Raw genomic sequence first — 21,804 nt, 5'->3', positions numbered from 1 at the left:
AATGTGGATTCGGGCTGCCGGCAAAGTGAGGCCCGGAAGCGCGGATGGGGATCCAGGGAGTTAAAATGGAAGTTTACATCGGAGGAAGGGCACAGGGAAAGCTTGCCTTTGTGAGGGAAAAATATCCGCAAAAGACAAAAATCGCAGATGGTAAATATGCTGCGCAGGAGGAGTGCCTGCGGGCAGAAATTATCGATCATTTTCATCTGTATCTGGGACGTTTCGGGGCAGATGCAGCCGCCGCCCTGCGTTCGGCGGAACGCGTCTGCCGGGAAAATCCGGAAGTGATAATTATCTGCGATGAGATCGGCTGCGGCATTGTGCCGCTGGAAAAAAGCGACAGGGATTACAGGGAAAACGTGGGCCGGATCATGTGCAGGGTAGTGGAACGGGCAGAGCATGTGGAGCGTCTTATCTGCGGCATACCACAGCGCCTGAAGTAAAGCTGCAGCGTTTCGGCAGCCCGCGCATTGGCCGGGCTGACCGTATGAAAGTGATTCAGGAGTGCCAAAATCCCATCTCTTAAGGCGATTTGGGATGGATTTGGCAGTAACTGTGAAGCTGCCAAACAGAGGAGGAAACACATGATCAGGAAGCTCATACTCATCCGCCACGGCATGACGGCGGGAAACAGGGAAAAAAGATATATCGGCATGACGGACGAGAAGCTGTGTCCCATAGGGCGGGAAGCATTAAACCAGGAGAAAAAACGGGGCCTGTATCCCGCTGCGGATCTCCTTTTTTCAAGCCCGCTCGTTCGCTGCCTGGAGACTGCCGCCATTTTGTATCCCGGGCAGGAACCGTTGATAATCGAAGCCTTCCGCGAATGCAGCTTCGGCCAGTTCGAAGGGAAAAATTATAAAGAACTGTCAGACAATCCGCTGTATCAGGCCTGGATTGACAGCGGCGGCGCCCTTCCTTTTCCCGGAGGAGAGAGCATGGAAAGCTTCCGGGAGCGGTGCGCACGGGGGCTGGGACAGCTGCTTGCCCGCTTTGAAGAGGAGGAAAAACCGCAGACTACGGCCTGCATTGTCCACGGAGGGACGATAATGGCCCTGCTTTCCCGCTTCGGAACGGAGGGCAAGGACTATTATGACTACCAGTGCGGCAATGGCCAGGGCTATTGCTGCCTGGTGGAAAAGAACGGTAAAGGAGAGATCAGGCTTTCATGGATACAGCCATTGCAATATTCGCAGGATTTATTTTAGATTTGCTCTTCGGGGATCCTTATTGGATGCCCCATCCCATCCGTGCCATGGGGGCGGGGATAGGCCTGCTGGAAAAAAAGCTGCGCCGCCCCGGGCAGTCGCCGCAGGCGCAGTTTTGTTCCGGCCTGCTCCTTGTGTGTATTATGGTGCTGCTGTCCGCCCTGGTTCCGGCGGCTCTGCTTTTCCCTGCCTGCCGGATACATCCCGCGGCAGGAATTGTGCTGGAGTCCTTCATGTGCTACCAGATTCTTGCCACCAAATGCCTGAAGACGGAGAGCATGAAGGTCTGCAAAGCGCTGCGGGAGGGGGATGTGGAAAAAGCGCGGACGGCCGTTTCCATGATTGTGGGACGGGATACCGCGGTATTATCTGAGGAAGGGATCATTAAGGCGGCGGTGGAAACCGTGGCGGAGAATACCTCCGACGGCAGCATTGCCCCATTATGCTTTCTCCTGCTTGGCGGCCCGGCTGCCGGTTTTGCATACAAGGCAGTGAATACCATGGATTCCATGCTGGGCTATAAGAATGAAAAATATCTGTATTTCGGCAGGGCGGCGGCCCGCCTGGACGACGTGGCTAACTTTATCCCCTCCCGCCTGGCGGCCTGGGCCATGATTGCAGCCTCCCGCCTGTGCGGCCTGGATGCCGCGGGGGCATACCGGATCTGGAAACGGGATCGGTTCTGCCATGCCAGCCCCAATTCGGCGCAGACGGAGTCGGTATGCGCAGGCGCGCTGGGCGTGGCGCTGGCAGGAGATGCGGTTTATTTTGGGAAAACCGTTAAAAAACCCTTTATCGGGGACGCCCGCCGCCGCGTGGAGGCGGAGGATATCGTCAGAGCCAACCGGCTTTTGTACGTATCCGCAGGGATAATCTGGCTGGCAGGGCTGCTGCTTCGGTGGACACTCTGCGGAGGCTGGGGATTATAAAATTCTGCCCTCCGGATTATGACCGGGACCTATCGATGAAAGGGCAAAGGAAGAAAGAAAAAACAGGCGGGAACAGTATGGATTTTTTTGAACACGGCGGCCGGAATGGCGGCACAAACATAAGCTATGATTTTTCTGCGAATATCAATCCCCTGGGAATGCCGGATGCCGCAGCGCGGGTACTGCAGAGGGAATGGAAACGGGCGGAAAGCTATCCGGAGGAAACCAGCCGCACCCTTTGTGAGGCCATTGCCCGGCAGTGGCAGGCCAAGGAGGCGCAGCTTGTATGCACTAACGGCGCTTCGGAGCTGATTTATGCCGCTGTCCGTGCGCTTAAGCCTGCGGCCGGGCTGATTCTTGCCCCTGCCTTTTCCGAATACGAAAGAGCGCTCCTTGCGGCGGATTGTCCTGTGAGGTGTTTCCCTTTACGGCGGGAAAACGGCTTTCAGGCAGAAGAGGGCCTGCTTACGTTCCTGGAACAGCAGCCCTCCGGAAGCCTGCTGTTTCTGTGCAATCCCAATAATCCGGTGGGAAACTGCATGGATCCCAAGCTGTCGGAACGGGTGCTTCGGCTGACGACCCGGAAAAAAATCTGGCTGGCAGCGGATGAAACCTTCCTGCCCTTTTGCAGGGATTATGAGAACATCAGTATGAAGCGTTTTTACAGGGATTATGGAAATCTCCTGATAATTAACGCCTTTACCAAGCTGTATGCCATGCCGGGCCTGCGTCTGGGCTACGGAATCTGCGCCGACAGGGAGGTTATCCGGCAAATCAGGCGTCAGCTCCCGGCCTGGAACGTATCTGTCCCTGCCCAGTTGGCCGGCCTGGCGGCGCTGCGTGAAGAGGACTATCGGGAGAGAACCATCGGATATCTGGACAAAGCGCGCGCCTGTCTGATAGAAGGCCTGAAAAAAAGAGATAAGCTGATATACCGCATCTATCCGCCCTGTGCGAATTTTATTTTTTTTGAGGGTGTGCCGGGACTGGACAGGCTGCTTGCAGGAAAGGGCTTCGCCATCCGCAGCTGTGAGAATTACCGTCGGCTGGGACCTGGCGATTACCGGATAGCGGTACGTACAGGGGAAGAAAATGAAGCGCTGCTTCAGGCGTTGGACGAGCTTGAAAAAGAGCTGTAATAAAGAAAGGCAGGAAAAGGTATGGCAAAAAATCTGATGATTCAGGGGACGATGTCCAATGCGGGAAAAAGCATCCTGACCGCAGGAATTCTGCGCGTTCTGTATCAGGACGGCTACCGCGTCGCCCCCTTTAAGTCACAAAACATGGCTCTGAATTCCTACATTACCAGGGACGGACTGGAAATGGGCCGCGCCCAGGTAATGCAGGCGGAGGCCGCCGGCATTGAACCGGATATCCGGATGAATCCCATATTGCTCAAACCCAACAGTGATATGGGTTCCCAGGTGATTGTAAACGGCGAGGTCCTGGGAAACCGGGAGGCAAAGGAGTATTTCCGCATGAAAAAAAGCCTGATTCCCTCTATTATGAAGGCCTACGGAGAACTGGACAAAAGCTTTGACGTGATTGTCATAGAAGGCGCGGGAAGCCCTGCGGAAATCAACCTGAAGGATAATGATATTGTCAATATGGGACTGGCACGCATGGTGGACGCGCCCGTGCTGTTGGTGGGGGATATCGACCGCGGCGGCGTATTTGCCCAGCTGCTGGGTACCATCTGGCTTCTGGAGGAAGAGGAGCGGGCCAGGGTCAAAGGACTTGTGATCAATAAATTCCGGGGAGATAAAACCATCCTGGATCCCGGACTGAAGCAGCTGTATGACAAATGCCGTATTCCCATAACCGGGGTGATTCCCTACACGAAGCTGGATATCGACGACGAAGACAGCCTTTCGGAACGGCTTGACAGACGACAGACCGGCACAGGGATCGATGCGGCGGTCATCCGTTTCCCGCATATCTCCAATTTTACGGATTTCGGCATGCTGGAGGGCTGCGAGGGCGTTTCCGTCCGGTATGTAAATACGGCGGAGGAGCTGGGGAAACCGGATATTTTGTTCCTGCCCGGCAGCAAAAATACCATGTCGGATCTGCTGTGGATAAGACAGAACGGCCTGGAAGCGGGCATACAGAAAGCCGCCCTGGAGGGCTGCCGCATTTTCGGAATCTGCGGCGGCTATCAGATGCTGGGACAGCGTCTGCTGGATCCGGACGGCTGTGAGCACGGCGGTGAACTGGCCGGACTGGGACTGCTTCCCGTCACCACAACATTTGGCAAAAGGAAGCATCGCACCAGAGTGGAGGGCCGCGTAGAACCAATAGAGGGCATCTATCAGGGAATGAGCGGCGTATCGGCAGAGGGCTATGAAATCCATATGGGAGAAACCTGCCTTCTGGAAACCTGCGGACGTTTTGCCAGCGTGACGGACTGCGTTACCGGAAAACAGTATCCGGACGGCTGTGTCAAAGGGAACGTATGCGGCACGTATATTCATGGAATACTGGACGCCCCCGGTTTGCTGAACGGCCTTCTGAATCCTGTTTTTCTGGAAAAAGGCATGACTCCGGGCGCCTACAGGGATCTGGCAGGTTACAGGCAGGAACAGTATGATATCCTGGCGGATGTCATCCGGGCCCACATGGATATGGATGCGGTCCGGCGGATAATCGGACTGAAATAAGGAGTGAAAATAAAATGAATCTGAAGCAGATTGCCCCCGGAGAGATTGAAAAAAGAAGCTTTGAAATTATTGAAGAGGAACTGGGAAGAGAGCTGGATCCGGTTTTGAAGCCCATTATTAAAAGAGTAATTCATACCACAGCGGATTTCAGCTATGCGGATACCCTGTTTTTTTCTGAAAATGCGGTGGAAAAGGGACTGCAGGCCCTCAGAGAGGGCGTATCCATCATTACGGATACAAATATGGGAAGAGCGGGCATAAATAAGAAAAAACTGGAGCAGTACGGAGGAAAGGTACACTGCTTTATGGCGGATGAAGATGTGGCCGCGGCTGCTTTGGCGCAACAGACCACCAGGGCCGCCGTGAGCATGGACAAAGCGGCCGCCATGCAGGAGGATTTTATTTTTGCCATCGGCAATGCGCCTACTGCCCTGATACGTCTCTATGAACTGATACAGGAGGGAAAAATCCGCCCCCGGCTGATTATCGGCGTACCGGTGGGATTTGTCAATGTGGTGGAGGCGAAAGAACTGATCCTGACGGCAGGCGTGCCGGTGATAGTGGCGAGAGGCCGGAAGGGCGGCAGCAATGTGGCTGCGGCGATTTGTAATGCATTGATTTATCAGCTGTAATTTTTGATTCTCCCGGTCCTGAAGTAACGTAAAAAATTGAAATTACAAATCATCCATTGTATCATGATATACATCAAATCGCAGGGGATATCAGGTTTATGAGGAATCTTATTATTGCAGGCCTGGCAATCTGTTTTATTTTTGGAATCATCGGTGGTTTTCTGGTATTTTAATGGCCCAAATAATATCCGGGAAATTTATATTGACATATGAATTTCCCGGAGGTAGGATAATAAAAGAAATTGCCGCCGGAAGGCTGAGGAAAACAGTATCTGGAAGTGGCATTGTCCCTGTTGGCCGCGGCTTTCGCGCAGAATATGCTGCAGCCTGGCGAAGGGAAAAAGGATACCGCCGTGTGGCGGTTTTGTTTTAAAGATAAATCTTACATATGTAATCAAATGGAGGTTGATATGAAAAGGAAACGGAGAAGACGCAGGAAGAACCGGGCCGGAATGATGCGGATGAAAAGAATTTTTCTCCTTCTGACGGCTGTTGTAATCGTTGTGGGAGCAGGAGTCCTGATTTTTAACGGAGTGAAGAAGCTTCTGCCTGCAATTGGAGAGGAAAAGGCGGAAAAGGAACCGGAGACGCCGGAAGAATTGCTTCTATATTATATGGCCTGTATTGAAGACGGAAAATATGATGAAATGTACCGTATGCTGGATGCCCAGACCAGAAGCGAGATTTCAGAGGAGGCCTTTGCAGAACGTAACAAGAAGATTTATGAGGGAATTGAAGCGGCGGATGTCCGGGTAACGGTAACACAGGCCCAGGAAAGCGGAAGCCAGGCAGCGACGGTTTTTTATGATACGACAATGGATAGTGTGGCCGGAGAAATTTCCTTTTCCAACCAGGCTGTTTTTTTGAAAAGGACTGGCGAAGAGGAAGGATATCCTTATGCGCTTGTCTGGGAGGACAGCCTGATTTTTCCTGGACTGACGGCCTATGACAAGGTAAAGGTCACAAGAGACGAGGCGGCCAGGGGAACGATTGTGGATCGGAATGGCAGGCTTCTCGCAGGCCGGGGTACGGGTTCTTCGGTGGGCCTGGTGCCCGGAAAAATGCCGGATAATGAAGAGGGGCTGCCGGGTGAAACTGAGGTGATGGACAGCCAGGCTGAGTTGGGCGGCGAAACTGCGCAAAGCCGGGTGGAAGACACATCTGAAGCTGTGGAGGCGGAGGAAGAGAACGAATCCGTCATACGCCTGGCAGAGCTACTCGGGGTTTCCACAGAGAGTATACGGAAGAAGCTGTCGGCCAAATGGGTAAAACCGGATTCCTTTGTTCCGATTAAGACAATCCAGAAGCTGACTGACCAGGAGCTGATGGCGGAATACCCTTCGGAGGAAACCATCCGGAAAAAAGAGCTGCAGGACGCCTTGCTGGCGATTCCCGGTGTGTTGATAACAGATGTGGAGATACGGGACTATCCGCTGGGAAAAGCGGCAGCCCATCTGACCGGCTACATCCAGCAGGTCACGGCGGAGGATCTGGAAAAACATCCCGGGGAGGGCTACCGGTCAAACAGCGTTATCGGCCGCAGCGGCATGGAGCTTCTCTATGAAAAAGAACTGAAGGGCCGTGACGGCTGTGAGATAAGCATCGTGGATGAACAGGGAAATAAAAAAGCCACGCTTGCCCGGATTACAAAAAGGGACGGGGAAACCATTCAGCTCACCATAGATGCCGGACTCCAGCAGGCGCTGTACGAAGCCTATGCGGAGGATAAAAGCTGCTCCGTAGCCATGGATCCTTACACCGGGGAAATCCTTGCACTGGTAAGCACGCCTTCCTATGACAGCAGGGATTTTATTTATGGCATGTCACAGACGCTTTGGGACAGCCTGAATGAGGATGAAAGGATGCCCCTTTATAACCGCTTCCGGCAGAAGCTGTGTCCGGGCTCTTCTTTTAAACCGATCATTGCAGCCATCGGCCTGGATACAGGAGCCATTGATCCCAACGAGGATTACGGCAATGTCGGCCTGTCATGGCAGAAGGATGCCAGTTGGGGAAACTATTATGTAACAACCCTCCATGCCTATGATCCGGTTGTCCTGAAAAATGCCCTGATTTATTCTGACAATATTTATTTTGCCAAGGCAGCTCTACGCATCGGGGAAAAGGATCTGACAGCATCCCTGGATAAGCTGGGATTCGGCCAGGAGATTCCCTTTGAAATATCCCTTGCCCCGTCACAGTATTCCAATGAAGAAGGAATTGATTCGGAAATCCAGCTTGCGGACAGCGGATATGGACAGGGACAGGTTCTGGTGAACCCGATCCATCTGGCGGCGCTTTACACCGGCTTTGCTAACGACGGAAACGTGCTGAAGCCGCGTCTGCGCTACCAGTCGGATGCAAAGCCTGAATTCTGGCTGGAGCAGGCCTATACCCAGGATACGGCCCGCCTGATTGAAGAGGCCATGGAACAGGTAATCGCCTCTCCCCATGGAACCGGACGCAGCGCCTACCGGGAGGATATCCTGCTTGCCGGAAAAACAGGAACCGCAGAAATCAAACAGTCCAAAACGGATACCACAGGTACGGAGCTGGGCTGGTTCTGCGTATTCACGCCTCAGAAAAATGCGGACAGGCCGATTCTTCTTCTTACTATGACGGAGGATGTAAAAGGCAGAGGCGGCAGCGGTTACGTGGTGGGTAAATCAAAGGAGGTCCTCAATTACTATTTCAGCAGAGAATAATTCATCGGACGTCATAAGAGGTTATAAACTGATTTTGCCACAGCGCCAGGAAACAGGGCTATGGGAAACATAACTATTTGACAAAGGCCCCCTGCTGAAATTATAATGGTACAGGATAACAGAAAATAAAAGCCGTACCGCTTCCTCAGGGAGGTGGGGAAGGCTGAAAATCAGGAGGCATATAGATGACATTTACGTACCCGGCAGTTTTTACCCCCAAAAAGGAGGGAGCAGGCTATTACGTGGCATTTCCGGATCTGGAAGGCTGTGAGGCACAAGGACCGGATCTGGAGGATGCGATAGATAATGCTGCCGATGCAGCATATAACTGGATCTGTGCGGAAATGGAAGAGGAAGAATGCGAACTTCCCCCGCAGACGCACGAGGATGATATTGAACTGAAGGAAGGGGAATTCGTAAGAAAGATTCTGGTGAGAATCAAGCTGCTTCCCGACAATGACTGAAAAAAGACCGGCTGCCCCATTGATATGGCTCTTGTCTGCCTGACAAGGGTCATATCACATGAGGCGCCGGTTATTTTTTTGCCCTGCTATTTAAAAATATGGATGGTGCCGTTGTCGTTCAGGTGACGCAGCAGGGAAAGACTGATTGGAAAGCCGAACAGGCCCACAACGCCCAGCAGCTGGACCCCTGCAAACATACTTGCCAGCGTTACCACCGGGTGAAGCCCGATCTGGCTGCCGACGATTTTGGGCTCGATGATATTCCGGATGACCGTTATAAACAGATAGACAATAAGCAGTCCCAGAGACAGGGAATAATTGCCGGTCAGCGCGGAAATCACCATCCAGGGGATCATGATTCCCCCTGTCCCAAGAACCGGAAGGACATCAAACACCGAAATCAGGAAAGCAATCAATATCGAATTTTTCACACCAATCACCGTCAGCCCAAGAGAAAGCTCCACGAAGGTAATTGACATGATCAAAGCGTAGGAACGGATGCATACAAAAAGGGTTCCCACCACATATTCTTTTACCTGCATAAAAATTTTCTGCGTTTTCCCGCCCAGCTGTTTCAGAAAGAATCCGGTGAGAAGCTCGTAATCCGCGGCAATAAAAAATGTGGAAATAATCATAAGCAGCAGCTTGATGAAAAGTCCTGGCAAGGAGGAGGCAATTCCGGAGATGGTTCCCATGGCGCCAACGGACAGGCTGGATACCATCTGCCCTAATGACTGTGTAAACTGGTTAAAAAGATCTTCCAGGGTGGAAACCAGGGAGGGATCCATTTTTTGCAGAGCCTGCTCCAGATTCCCGAAAATCCCCATTAATACCGGTTCCACATGCCGTGCATAAATCTGCGGCAGATTCAGCACCAGATCCCTGGTTGAGGAAAATGCGCGGATGCCCACAAGGGAAAGCAGCAAGCCTACGGTGGAATAAAAAATAAGTACCAGCAGGATCGCCGTTGGTTTCTGGGGAATATGAAGCTTACGGGATAAAAATAAAACAGGTTTTCTTAATAAATAGGCCAGAATAAAAGCAATTACAAAAGGAGCCAGCAGGGGCAGCCCATATTTCAGGACGACAAATGCTGCGCACAAAAGAAGTGCATAGTAGAGAAAATTAATGAGGAAAGCTTTCTTTTTTTCCATTTTTATCATCGGCAGGGCCGTCATGCGCCCTGCCTTGTCCTTTCTATAATCAGTTTACCCAGTATTTAAACGGTTATCTGAGTCTATTCAAAAATCATGACCGACAGACCGGCTTTTTTGCCGGAAATACAAAAAAAGCACAGCCCCTGCCATAATGGACAGAGGTTATGCATGTTTTATGGGAACTGCGTTAAAATCCTGTGTATCAAGCCGCGGGGGAGCGGCTGGCCTGGTTGTCATTCGATAATTTTTCTCCCGGAGTACCATTTTTATTCATTGTAAAGGATATGTAAAGGGGTGGCAAGATGAAAAGGGAATTTTTTACACAGATTTAACATGGGAGCTTCCTGTTCCCACTTCATAGGGGAGAAATTGATTATTGGAAAAAGCATAAACCTATATTGTATGGAATTAATTTTTTTGTGGTCAGTTTAAAACATACATTTGTTATCTGCCGGCAGTTTGTGATAAAAGGGCGGCGCAGAAATCGGCTTCATATCCGGATTTCTAAAATCCCCTGAAATACTGAAAAAACAGGCCTTTTATTCGGCCTGTTTACAGACAGCTGGAATTATTAATTCAAATATATACTGAATACCGTAAAAACGCTTTCGTAAATTCTATCCTTATGCGAAAATGAATATAAGTTTAAAACTGGTATTTCGTGGCAATTTAAACTCGACACTGGAATTTATTGTAAGACAAGTTTTATATTTTGTCAATTAATGAGTATAAAATAATACTTAAATGTCATTTTTTGCGTTTCTTATTTATAATACAGGTGACAGTGTGCCTGTATAAAGACTAAATAAAAATGATATACAGACAAGCCGGGGACCCAAATTGCCATAGATACCTTTTTGATTTATAAGCCGTCAAATTTTTCGTCAGATTCTGGGAGGACATTATGGCAAGAAAAGGAGAGAACATTTATAAAAGGAAGGATGGTCGATGGGAAGGAAGGTATGGTGCGGGAAGGCTCCCGGACGGAAGAGCCAGATACCGTTCGGTTTACGGGAAAACCTATAGGGAAGTGAAGGAAAAGCTTCTTATTAAAAAGAGAGATGCCTGCCTTGCAGGCGGAAAAGAAAATACGCTGCCGCCGGGGCTTACGATCCGGGAATCCGTCCGCCTGTGGATGGAGGAGAATCAGACGAAATGGAAGGAATCCACATTAGCTACCTACCGTTCCATTGTGGAGAAACATATCCTGCCAGTCATTGGCAGACAGGCGGTTTCCGGTTTTGATGAGGAAGCCTGGCGCGCTTATTTTGAAGGCCTGCGCGGACAGGCCTGCACAGCGCAGGAAAAAAAGCTGTCCGAAACCTATCTTCATCAGATTTTCATCCTGCTCAGCCAGATTTTTCATTTCCTGGGGAAAAAATTCCGCTGCAACAGACCGGAGCTGCCCTCGGTTACCTCCCCGGCTAAAACACAGATTCCACAGCCGCCGGAAGGGCGCGAACTTAAAAAACTGGAGGAACACCTTATAAAAAGCGCACAGGAAGGAGATCTGACCAGCCTGGGGGTGCTGCTGTCGGGCTGCAGCGGAATCCGGATTGGCGAGCTTTGCGCACTGCAGTGGAAAGACATTGATTTAGAAAAAGAAAGCATCATAGTACGCAAAACAATGCAGAGAATACGCACTTTTTCCTCCACAGACGAAGCTGGCATGGCGGGAAAAACCGGAACCAGGGTGATTATAACCACGCCGAAATCCAGGAATTCCATCCGGGAGATCCCTCTGCCGGGATTCCTTGTGGAACTGCTGAAAACCGCCAGGAAAAGCGGCCAAATATCTGAGGAAGGCTATGTACTGAAGGGGATAAGGAAGGAATATACGGAACCGCGGACGCTGCAGTACCGTTTTCAGGCAATCCTGAAAAAACTGGGGATTCCAGGCTTCAATTTCCATATGCTGCGCCATATTTTTGCCACAAACTGTATTTCCCAGGGATTTGACATGAAGACGCTGAGTGAGCTGCTGGGACATTCCAATGTGGGCACGACTATGCGTATTTATGTGCACTCGGATATGGAACGGAAAAAAATGCTGATGTCAGGATATAAAATGGCGGCCTGAAGAACCGCTTCCGGTACAGGTTGAATGGAACCTTTACGGAAGTTTTTTTGTCATGCCTGTTTTTCCAGACGTATCCGGCCATAAAATATAAAAAGGTCGGAATTCCGTATTATCAAGCAGACAGGTTTTAAGAAGCCGTCAAAAAAATGGTCAATAATTCAACAGAAGTGTAGAAAACAGCTCCGGCGGTTCTTTTTCGCAAAAGGATAGATTTAGCGAAAATAAACTGCCGGAACTGTTTTTTGATCAGAGGTTCCCGCAATAGACGCTTTATAAGCCAATAACAGAATATAACGATTGTACACCAGAAAAAAGAACGCCGGAAGGTGGGAAACAATGGAAAAAGATACGTACGACAGAAAAGCGGCTGGAAAGCGGATCCGTGAGAAACGCAGACAGCTGGGAATCACAATGAAGGAAGCCGCGGAACAGCTGGGACGTGTGCCTACTTATTATGCGGACATTGAAAGGGGAAACTGCGGGATGTCGGTGGAAACGATGATCGCAATTTCCAGACTGTACCATATGTCTTTGGATTTTCTGATTCTTGGGAAAGAGACGGAGAATGAGCAGGGAGATGAGGATGACAGGGAAAAGGTATCGGCAGAAGAAACAGAGGCGGTGTATCAACTGCTGAATAATGTTTCGAAGCGGGAGCGGATGTATGCGGCGAAGGTGCTGCGGACTTTTTTGATTGCCTGCAGTGATGTGGGTTTGAAGGAAGAGGACGGGATGGAATAGTTGGTATGGGTGGAATAGAGAATATCCAGGGGTTAGAAAATATTCAGGGATTTACTGATATTCATTGCCATGTGCTGCCGATGGTGGATGACGGGGCGGAAACGATGGAGATGGCGCTGGACATGCTGAGGATTGCGGCAGAGGAAGGTATCCGGAAAATGATTCTGACACCTCACCAGAAGGCGGACAGAAAATGCGTCACTCCGGAAGGAATTATCAGGCGGATGGTTCTGCTTCAGGAAGAGGCGGATAAAAAAGAAATTCCGGTAAAACTGTTTCCGGGAAATGAAATTTTTTACAGACATGGGCTGGGAGAACTGCTGGAGCTTGGAAAAATCAGGACACTGGCGGATTCTCATTATGTATTGGTGGAATTCCTGCCCGGAGAGGACTTTGGATATATACGGGATGCTTTAAACCGGCTTATTTCTTTTGGATACTGGCCGGTGGTGGCACATGTGGAGAGATACATGAATGTAGTGAAGAATCTGCAGAAAGCAGAGGAGCTGAAAGAGGATACCGGGTGTTATTTTCAGATAAATGCAGCGAGCGTCATGGGGGATTATGGATTTGGAGAAAAAGCGATTGCAAGGAAGCTGTTGAAGCAGGGAGCCGTTGATTTTGTAGGGACGGACGCCCACCGGAGTGAAGGCAGGCGGAGCCCTCGCCTGAGAGAATGTGCCGAATGGATACAGAAAAGGCTTGGGAAGGATTATGCAGATAAGCTTTTGATTGGGAACCCGCAGGCGGTACTGGAGGACAGGGTGATTTAGCGCAGAGAGAAAATGCAGGTAGGAAATACGGATAGAAAGTACAGATAGATACTGTAAATTGATTATGCAGATAGGCCAAATATTAAATCACAGACAGTGGATATTAAATTTTATTAGATAAGAAACAGGATGGGAGAACGCAAGGGATGGAAGAGAATACAATACGCCAGACGGATGAAATTGAGATTGATTTATGGGAAATCTGTCTGGTGCTGATACATAATCTGGCATTGATTATTTCCGTGGGAATCATGGTGGCGCTGGGCGCTTTTCTCTTTACGCAGCTGCTGGTGACACCTACTTATGAGTCCACTACTAAGATATATATATTGAATAAACAGGAGAATGCTTCGGTTACTTATTCGGATATCCAGCTTGGGACACAGCTGACGAAGGACTATGCGGAACTGATCCAGAGCCGGTTTGTCTTAGAAGAAGTAGTGCAGGGGATGGGGCTGGATCTGACGTATGAGCAGATGAAGGAGAAGGTTTCGGTTACTACGCCGACGGATACCCGTATTCTGGCGATTACAGTGAAAGATTCCGACCCGGTGATGGCGATGAAAATGGCCAATGCGATCCGGGAGGCTGCCGCAGTACATATCATGAACGTGATGGACATCCAGGCGGTGAATGTGGCGGAGACTGCAAATATGCCGATGAAAAAGGCGAGTCCCAGCGTATTGAAGAATACGCTTATTGGCGGGTTGCTTGGAGTATTTCTGATAATCGCTGTTGTGCTGGTCCGTTACCTGATGGATGACACGGTGAAAACCCCGGAGGATGTGGAGAAGTATCTGCAGCTTTCTACGTTGGCGGTAATTCCGTTAAATGAAGGGGAAAGCGAAGGAAAAAAGAAAAAGAAGAAAGTAAAAAGAAGCTAGAAAGTTAGCTGGAACAAAGATGATTTAGAAAAAGGCGGGCAGGAACGAAAAGAAGTTTTTTCTGCTGTTATCATACGCGGCTTGTAAACGAAAGAAAAAAGAAGGCGGAGAAAGAATGCAGACGGTAAATTTTAATGCAATAGAGAAACTGGATTTCCGGACGAAGGAAAGCTATAAGACACTGCGGACGAACCTGGAATTTTCCGGCAGGGACAGGAAGGTGATTTCTGTAACCAGCTGTACGCCGAATGAAGGAAAGACCAGCGTCTCCTTTCAGCTGGCACTGTCGGTTGCGGAAGGCGGCAAGCGGGTGGTCCTTGTAGATGCAGACTTGAGAAAATCAGTGCTGAAGGGAAGATACAAGACGAATGCTTCCAGGTACGGACTGTCTCATTATTTGAGCGGGCAGGCCTCAATTCAGGATATTACATGCAGGACAAATATTGAGAACTTCTTTGTTATTTTTTCCGGCCCGGTACCGCCTAATCCCAGTGAACTGTTGGGGAACGATGCATTTCGTCTGCTGCTGGAATATCTGCGGAATGAATACGATTATGTGATTGTAGATACGCCGCCGCTGGGAAGCGTAATTGACGGGGCGGTTGCCGCACAGTATTGCGATGGAACGGTAGTTGTGATTGAAAGCGGCGCAATCAGCTATAAGTTTGCGCAGAAGGTGAAGGAGCAGCTGGAGAAGGTGGACTGCCGGATCCTGGGAGTGATACTGAATAAGGTGAATATGAGCGGCAAAGGGTATTATGGCGCTTACTATGGAAAATATTATGGGAAGTATTATGGAAAGTATTACGGAGGGAATGAGGAAGGCGGACTGCATTCTGCAGTAGTGCAGAAGGGGCTGAAACCGGTAAAGACCGGGCAGAAGCAGGAAGAGAATGGCGCAGGTTTGAAAGGGCACGAAGGCAGGGCTGCGGCAAAGGCTGACGGAAATGTGAAACTGGCTGTCGGAGATTCCGGGGAGGAACAAGCGGAAGGTCTGTATGAAGAAGATGACATGATACAGCTGGATGTGGATATCGTGCAGTTAGAGGAAGCTGAAATAGAAATGCTGGAAGAACCGGAGGAAGCAGGAGGGGAGAAAAAATGGAAATAAAAAAACTGGCAATTGGAATAGGGATTGTGGATGCTGTCCTTCTTGTTGTATGCCTGTTCCTGTATCTGGGGAAGGACAGAACGCCGCCAGTGATATCCTTTGGCGATAGTACGGCGGTCTATGAAGACGGGATGGACGAGAGTCTCCTGCTGCAGGAAGTAACACCGATGGATGACAGAGACGGAGATGTGAGCAATAGCCTGATGGTGGAAAAGGTAGCTGGAACAAACGGAAAAGAAGTGATCGTAACGTTTGTAGCACTGGATCAATCCAATAATGTGGGCAAGGCATCGAAGGTGTTTGCGGTTGCTTCAGGATCTGCTGCTGCGCCCGATGGGGACGAAATGCAGACGGACGATGGAAATGGAATGAGTCAGGATGAGACGGAATCAGGTGCGGTAATGGGAGATGATTCGGCGGAGGATAACAGCTCTGAGGATGGCGGGGCTGCGGATAACCGCGATGCCAAAGATACACAGCAGGATGGAAATGCCGGGGATGAAAACGGCGGGAAAGAAAATGCCGGAGACGAAAACAGGGAAGCTGGAGACGGAAATGAAGAACAGTCGGGTCCTGCTCCTGTACTGGTGATGAATTCCGATGAGATTGTTACTAAAAAAGGAACTGCACCGAACTGGAATACGGTAATAGAGACGATGTCGGACGATAAAGATGATTATAATACGCTTTATAATAACCTGAAGCTGGAAGGACATGTGGATCTGAGCAGGCCCGGGGAATATCCGGTGACATTGTATACGGTGGATTCGGATGGGAACAGGTCAGAGACGAGAGAATTGGTTGTAAAGGTGGAATAGGAAAAATAGGAAAGAGGATGCGGGTGGGACAGTAGCCCGGCTGGGAATACAGATGGAGGAAAGTACAAGAGGACGAGTAGGATAAATGAAAAAACATATATAAAATGATACCGTTGGTCGTCCTGTTCCCATTAGTGCTTTACAGATGCAGTCCAGTTCCCTTTTACATAGGCCTGATAAGGTACCTGCGTGATATAAGTAGGATGCAGTCTATTATACGATAGACAGATATCGGCAGTGGTGAGGGGAATATGGGGGAAGTGTTTATCAGGATTTTGTTACGGATGACTTCCATGTAGGATGGAACGAAACCGAAGTCGAAGTAGAGTCGCTTATAAGCCTCTTTTTTGAAGATGGAATTCTTTCGTAAATCAAAGGCATTTTATGATAATAGCTACCCAAAATCTTGATTTTGAATAGGCAGTCATTGTCAGTTGACGACATCATTTTAACACGGAATGTGGAATTGAAATCAACTTTCGTTGTTATATAAGGACTATTTTAACACGAAATAGAGTATTTAGGTCAGATGAATAATCATGAATTTTTGAATTTAGTATAGCGATTAGCTTGTAATGAAAATCTATTTTATTACCAATTTGCGGTGGTAGATGATAGTTACATTATGGATAGTATGTCTAAAGAAAATAGTTTAAAGAAAAGTGGCTGAAAAATGTAATGCTTTATACAAACTTTTTTAATGTAAATGAATTATTATCGGGAAAAAAATAGAAATGCATTGATGGGTCTATCCTATAAAGATTAGTTGGAAAAAATGGGAAGTTTGGGGTGGATTAAAGCACTGAGGAGAGCAAAACTTGCTACTGAAAGGATTTACTTATTATTGGATAGACACTGTCGAGATAGAACTGATTTTAATAACATCTTTAAGGAAGATTCCGTGCTTTAGGTATCATCATTGGGTATAACCATAGTTTTTATTTTAGTTAAAGGATTGGAGTAACAAACGATGAGTTGTGTGGATTTAAAAGGCAAAACAATATTGGTCACAGGCGTAGCCGGATTCATTGGGGCAAATCTGGTAAAGCGTCTCTTCGCGGATGTGGAAAAAGTAACTGTCATTGGCATCGACAATATGAATGATTATTACGACGTTAGACTGAAGGACGCAAGGTTGGCAGAACTATCTGAGAGGCCTTCATTTATTTTTGTGAAGGGAAGCATCGCGGATAAGGAGTTGATTACAGAAATCTTTGAAAAGTATAAGCCACAGATAGTGGTAAATCTTGCAGCACAGGCTGGTGTTAGATATTCCATAACCAACCCTGATGCATACATTGAGAGCAATCTGATCGGTTTTTATAACATTCTAGAAGTGTGCCGTCATTCTTATGATGGAGGATGCACTGGTGTAGAACATTTGGTCTATGCAAGCTCTTCCAGCGTGTATGGATCCAATAAGAAGGTGCCTTATAGTACCGACGATAAAGTGGACAATCCAGTAAGTCTTTATGCAGCTACTAAAAAGAGTAACGAGCTTTTAGCACATGCCTATTCTAAATTATACAACATACCGTCTACAGGACTTCGATTTTTTACTGTTTATGGTCCGGCAGGACGTCCGGACATGGCATATTTTGGGTTCACAAACAAGTTACATGAAGGCAAGACAATTCAGATTTTCAATTACGGCAACTGCAAACGTGATTTTACCTATATAGATGACATTGTCGAGGGTATTGTACGTGTGATACAGAAAGCACCAGATAGAGAGAAAGGTGAAGATGGTCTACCGTTACCACCGCATAAGATCTACAACATTGGCAATAACAGCCCGGAAAATTTATTGGACTTTGTGCAGATTTTGAGTGAAGAACTAGTAAGAGTGGGGGTAATACCAGAGGACTATGATTTTGAAGCGCACAAGGAGCTTGTACCGATGCAGCCGGGTGATGTTCCGGTAACATATGCAGATACGAGTGCCTTGGAGAGAGACTTTGGATTTAAGCCAAGTACGAGTCTACGTGAGGGATTACGGCGGTTTACTGAATGGTATAAGGAATTTTATTTGTAAAAGTAGCCAGTAGGCTAGTGTGAGGGAACTGACCACAGTAAATATGCTGTAGAGTAACGAGGAGAAAAACGATTATGAGAGACTTTAAGAATTTGAAGATTGCTGTTACAGGTACTGGTTACGTTGGCCTATCCATAGCCATACTTTTAGCACAGCACCACAAAGTAACGGCTGTGGACATTATTCCTAAGAAGGTTGAGTTAATCAACAATAAGAAGTCACCTATTCAGGATGACTATATCGAGAAGTATCTGGCCGAGAAGGATCTGGATTTGACGGCTACGTTGGATGCAAAGGAAGCATATTTTGAAGCAGATTTTGTGGTAATTGCAGTTCCCACAAACTATGACAGTAAGAAGAATTTTTTTGATACAAGCGCTGTCGAAGCTGTGATCAGGCTAGTGATTGAGTACAATTCGGAAGCCATTATTGTCATCAAGAGTACCATCCCAGTAGGGTATACGATGTCAGTACGTGAAAAGTTCCACTGTGACAACATCATTTTTAGTCCAGAGTTCCTTCGTGAATCCAAGGCTTTATATGACAACTTGTATCCGTCAAGGATAATTGTGGGAACGGATATGGATAATACTAGGCTGGTAAAGGCTGCGGAGATATTTGCCAAACTGCTCCAAGAGGGCGCAATCAAGGAGAATATAAATACTCTGTTTATGGGTTTTACTGAAGCCGAGGCTGTTAAATTATTCGCCAACACGTATCTAGCACTCAGGGTAGCGTATTTCAACGAACTTGATACCTACGCTGAATCGAAAGGATTGAACACACAGCAAATCATAGAAGGTGTTTGTTTAGATCCAAGAATCGGAATGCACTACAACAATCCGTCTTTTGGCTATGGTGGATACTGTTTACCGAAAGATACCAAACAACTTCTGGCCAATTATTCTGACGTACCTGAAAACTTGATAGAGGCAATCGTGGAGAGCAATCGGACTAGAAAAGAATTTATAGCTGACCGTGTACTGGAGATTGCAGGGGCGTATAGCACCAATGATAGCTGGGACGAGAACCGAGAGAAGGAAATAATTGTTGGTGTATATCGTTTGACAATGAAGAGTAATTCAGATAACTTCCGGCAGAGTTCCATTCAGGGTGCCATGAAGAGAATTAAAGCCAAAGGAGCAACTGTGGTTATTTATGAGCCGACACTTAAAGATGGTGAGAAATTCTTTGGTTCAGTTGTTGTGAATGATCTGGAAAAATTCAAAAATATGTCACAGGCAATAATCGCTAACAGATATGATAAATGCCTGGATAATGTGAAGAATAAGATTTATACGAGGGACCTGTTCGGCAGGGATTAATTAAATGCATGCGGGAAGAAATAGAGGAGGAGCTGCGGAGATGGCAAAAAAAAACCTTTTGATATATGCGCATTATTACATACCAGACCCCGCATCAACGGGACAGATCCTCCGCGAACTTGCGGAAGGAATGCTTGATAAGTTTAATATCACAGTTATTTGCGTGGTTCCGTCTTATCTTGGTACGATTGAAGATAAATATAAAACTCAAAAATATTATAAAGATAATATCAATGGTGTGAATGTACTACGCATCAGAGTGCCAGAGTTCAGAAAAGCCAATAAAAAAAGCCGCATTAAAAATATTGTGTCTTATTTTTTCGGAGCAATAGCAGCTACCTTCAAGGTTGGGAAGATGGATTATGTATTCTCTATTTCTCAGCCACCGATTCTGGGTGGTTTGCTTGGTGTATGGGGTAAGTGGGTTAAACGTGCTAAGTATATTTATAATATCCAAGATTTCAATCCTGAACAGGTTCTTGCGGTTGGTTATAGTAAAAACAGACTTATCACTGATGCAATGATGTGGTTTGATAAGTTCAGTTGCATGCAAAGTAGTCTGATTATTACAGTAGGACGTGACCTTGTGGAAACTGTAGAAAATCGTTTCAAAGGAAAGAAAGTTCCCAAGACTGTGATGATTAACAACTGGACGGATGGAAAAGAAATTTACCCATTGCCGGAAGAACATCCGAAAGTAGTGGAATTCAAGAAGAAGTATGGACTGGACGGAAAATTTGTCATCATGTATTCCGGTAATATTGGATTATATTATGACCTTGAGAATTTAATTAAAGTAATCGAACACTTTAGGCCAGAAGATAAAACAACAGATGATCGAGAAATTATTTTTGCCTTTGTAGGTGCAGGAACTGTATTAGATAAGCTGACTCTTTATGTAAAAGATCATCAAATGAAAAATGTAGTGTTTATTCCGTACCAAGACAAAGCAGATTTAATCTATAGCCTTAACGCAGGAGATATTCATTGGTGTGTGAATGCAAAGGGCATCAAGGGTGTGAGTTGCCCATCCAAAGCCTATGGCATTATGGCAGCTGGTAAGGCAATCATCGGAGTGCTAGAGAGTGGCACTGAAGTTAGAGGTCTGATTGAAGACTGTAACTGTGGGAAATGTTGTGAGCCTGGAGATTATGTTGAGGTTGCAAATATCATTCGTTGGTATATAGAGAATGCCAATAGTGATGAAGAAAAGAAAATGGGTATGCGTGGACGTAAATTCCTGGAAGAAAAACTAACTAGAACCGTAAGCGTCAATAGGTACTCTGAAGAAATATTAAAATTATAGGTGGATATGAGATGAAAATTCTTATAACTGGAGCCTCTGGCTTTATTGGCACAAATATCCTAGAGGATTTAATTGATAAAGGATATGAAGTTTTAAATATAGACTGGAAAGAACCGAAAATTCCTGAAAGAAAATCTGTCTGGAAGAAAATTGATATTTGCAACTATAAGAAGTTCCGGGAATCTGTGCTGGAATTTGCCCCGGATTATTTATTACATCTTGCAGCAAGGACAGATTTAGATGGTAAGACTCTTGCAGATTATGATGCCAATATCACAGGTGTAGAAAACCTGATGAGGATAATTCATGAGATTCCAAATCTAAAGAAAGTTGTTATTGCTTCCTCCAAATTTGTAACACGCAATAATTACAAGGTTAAAAATCAGTTTGATTATTGCCCACACACAAAATATGGTGAGAGTAAAGTCGAAACAGAAAAGAAAGTATGGAGGGATCAGCCCAAGTGTGACTGGTGCATCATCCGCCCCACCTCTATCTGGGGGCCGTGGTTTGGCGTTCCATACCGGAACTTCTTTGATATGGTCATGAGGAGGATGTATTTTCACATAGGTCATATTGAATGTTATAAAACATATGGATATATTGGCAATGCAGTGTATCAGATTGAACAGCTGCTTTTTAACAGTACTCCAGAAAAAGATAACAAGGTATTCTATATTGGAGATGAGCCTGCCTATGAGATTAATGAATGGGCAGATGAAATTGCTAATGAGCTTGGCTTTATAGTTCCCACGATGCCGGTATGTTTTGCGAAGTGGCTCGCTAAATTTGGCGATTTACTTGGATTATTTGCCATTCACTTTCCAATGCAATCCTTTAGATATGGGAATATGACAAACGATGGAATTAATGACATGACTAATACGTATAAAATTGCACCTGAAATGCCGTATTCAAGGCTCGAAGGGGTGAGGATAACGCTGAAATGGATAAGGAAATATGAAAGGAACTAAAA

General features: G+C 47.1%; 19 protein-coding genes. 18 read left to right on the top strand and 1 reads right to left on the bottom strand.

The genetic code is table 11. The annotated features are described in order from the left end of the window. The first annotated feature begins 65 nt into the window (after window positions 1-65). The 8 genes from FYJ45_RS00785 to FYJ45_RS00750 all read left to right on the top strand — a co-directional run bounded on the left by FYJ45_RS00785 (window position 66) and on the right by FYJ45_RS00750 (window position 8,598). Window positions 66-443: a bifunctional adenosylcobinamide kinase/adenosylcobinamide-phosphate guanylyltransferase gene (locus FYJ45_RS00785; RefSeq protein WP_195841590.1), complete on the top strand. Its 378-nt coding sequence runs from the start codon at window positions 66-68 to the stop codon at window positions 441-443. Window positions 444-584: 141 nt separating this feature from the next. Then, complete coding sequence (locus FYJ45_RS00780; RefSeq protein WP_154463021.1) at window positions 585-1,208, top strand: histidine phosphatase family protein; 624 nt, start codon at window positions 585-587, stop codon at window positions 1,206-1,208. Further along, window positions 1,169-2,137: an adenosylcobinamide-phosphate synthase CbiB gene (gene cbiB / locus FYJ45_RS00775; RefSeq protein WP_154463020.1), complete on the top strand. Its 969-nt coding sequence runs from the start codon at window positions 1,169-1,171 to the stop codon at window positions 2,135-2,137. Before FYJ45_RS00780 ends, cbiB begins: the two co-directional genes overlap by 40 nt. Before the next feature lie 77 nt (window positions 2,138-2,214). After that, window positions 2,215-3,276, top strand: coding sequence for a pyridoxal phosphate-dependent aminotransferase (locus FYJ45_RS00770; protein ID WP_195841589.1), 1,062 nt, complete (start codon window positions 2,215-2,217; stop codon window positions 3,274-3,276). 21 nt (window positions 3,277-3,297) lie between these two features. Then, window positions 3,298-4,797 carry a cobyric acid synthase gene (locus FYJ45_RS00765; RefSeq protein ID WP_154463018.1) on the top strand — a complete coding sequence of 500 codons (1,500 nt, stop codon included), beginning with the start codon at window positions 3,298-3,300 and terminating at the stop codon, window positions 4,795-4,797. Window positions 4,798-4,811: 14 nt separating this feature from the next. Next, complete coding sequence (locus FYJ45_RS00760) at window positions 4,812-5,429, top strand: precorrin-8X methylmutase (RefSeq protein WP_025489582.1); 618 nt, start codon at window positions 4,812-4,814, stop codon at window positions 5,427-5,429. Window positions 5,430-5,839: 410 nt separating this feature from the next. Continuing rightward, on the top strand, window positions 5,840-8,134 hold the full coding sequence (locus tag FYJ45_RS00755; RefSeq protein ID WP_235930462.1) for a penicillin-binding transpeptidase domain-containing protein: 2,295 nt from the start codon (window positions 5,840-5,842) through the stop codon (window positions 8,132-8,134). Window positions 8,135-8,319: 185 nt separating this feature from the next. Further along, complete coding sequence (locus FYJ45_RS00750) at window positions 8,320-8,598, top strand: type II toxin-antitoxin system HicB family antitoxin (protein ID WP_154463017.1); 279 nt, start codon at window positions 8,320-8,322, stop codon at window positions 8,596-8,598. 86 nt (window positions 8,599-8,684) lie between these two features. Here the strand turns inward: FYJ45_RS00750 and ytvI are convergent, their stop codons facing one another. Then, a complete protein-coding gene (ytvI, locus tag FYJ45_RS00745) occupies window positions 8,685-9,758 on the bottom strand; it encodes a sporulation integral membrane protein YtvI (protein ID WP_276890950.1) in 1,074 nt (357 codons plus the stop codon). 901 nt (window positions 9,759-10,659) lie between these two features. Between ytvI and FYJ45_RS00740 the strand changes: the two genes are divergently transcribed. The 10 genes from FYJ45_RS00740 to FYJ45_RS00695 all read left to right on the top strand — a co-directional run bounded on the left by FYJ45_RS00740 (window position 10,660) and on the right by FYJ45_RS00695 (window position 21,802). Further along, window positions 10,660-11,835, top strand: a complete 1,176-nt coding sequence (locus tag FYJ45_RS00740; RefSeq protein ID WP_154463015.1) for a tyrosine-type recombinase/integrase — start codon at window positions 10,660-10,662, stop codon at window positions 11,833-11,835. A 336-nt stretch (window positions 11,836-12,171) separates the two neighbouring features. Then, the gene (locus FYJ45_RS00735; RefSeq protein ID WP_154463014.1) at window positions 12,172-12,576 is read left to right on the top strand and encodes a helix-turn-helix domain-containing protein; all 405 of its coding nucleotides are present in this window, start codon (window positions 12,172-12,174) and stop codon (window positions 12,574-12,576) included. Window positions 12,577-12,581: 5 nt separating this feature from the next. Beyond that, window positions 12,582-13,349, top strand: coding sequence for a CpsB/CapC family capsule biosynthesis tyrosine phosphatase (locus tag FYJ45_RS00730; RefSeq protein WP_154463013.1), 768 nt, complete (start codon window positions 12,582-12,584; stop codon window positions 13,347-13,349). Between the two features lie 146 nt (window positions 13,350-13,495). Continuing rightward, window positions 13,496-14,233, top strand: a complete 738-nt coding sequence (locus FYJ45_RS00725) for a YveK family protein (RefSeq protein ID WP_154463012.1) — start codon at window positions 13,496-13,498, stop codon at window positions 14,231-14,233. A gap of 115 nt (window positions 14,234-14,348) precedes the next feature. Next, window positions 14,349-15,344, top strand: a complete 996-nt coding sequence (locus FYJ45_RS00720; protein ID WP_154463011.1) for a polysaccharide biosynthesis tyrosine autokinase — start codon at window positions 14,349-14,351, stop codon at window positions 15,342-15,344. Continuing rightward, complete coding sequence (locus tag FYJ45_RS00715; protein ID WP_154463010.1) at window positions 15,335-16,162, top strand: hypothetical protein; 828 nt, start codon at window positions 15,335-15,337, stop codon at window positions 16,160-16,162. The genes FYJ45_RS00720 and FYJ45_RS00715 overlap by 10 nt, the downstream gene beginning before the upstream one ends. 970 nt (window positions 16,163-17,132) lie before the next feature. Beyond that, entirely contained in the window at window positions 17,133-18,197 is a 1,065-nt protein-coding gene (locus FYJ45_RS00710) for an NAD-dependent epimerase/dehydratase family protein (RefSeq protein WP_154463009.1), read from the top strand. 74 nt (window positions 18,198-18,271) lie between these two features. Continuing rightward, window positions 18,272-19,522 (top strand): nucleotide sugar dehydrogenase, encoded by a 1,251-nt coding sequence (locus FYJ45_RS00705; protein ID WP_268890886.1) that lies wholly within the window; start codon window positions 18,272-18,274, stop codon window positions 19,520-19,522. Between the two features lie 40 nt (window positions 19,523-19,562). Then, window positions 19,563-20,828 (top strand): glycosyltransferase family 4 protein, encoded by a 1,266-nt coding sequence (locus FYJ45_RS00700; protein WP_154463008.1) that lies wholly within the window; start codon window positions 19,563-19,565, stop codon window positions 20,826-20,828. Between the two features lie 11 nt (window positions 20,829-20,839). Continuing rightward, on the top strand, window positions 20,840-21,802 hold the full coding sequence (locus FYJ45_RS00695; RefSeq protein ID WP_154463007.1) for an NAD-dependent epimerase/dehydratase family protein: 963 nt from the start codon (window positions 20,840-20,842) through the stop codon (window positions 21,800-21,802). Window positions 21,803-21,804: the final 2 nt, after the last annotated feature.

Source organism: Eisenbergiella porci, from assembly GCF_009696275.1.
Taxonomy (GTDB): domain Bacteria; phylum Bacillota; class Clostridia; order Lachnospirales; family Lachnospiraceae; genus Eisenbergiella; species Eisenbergiella porci.
This window is presented reverse-complemented; position numbering and strand designations above follow the sequence as displayed.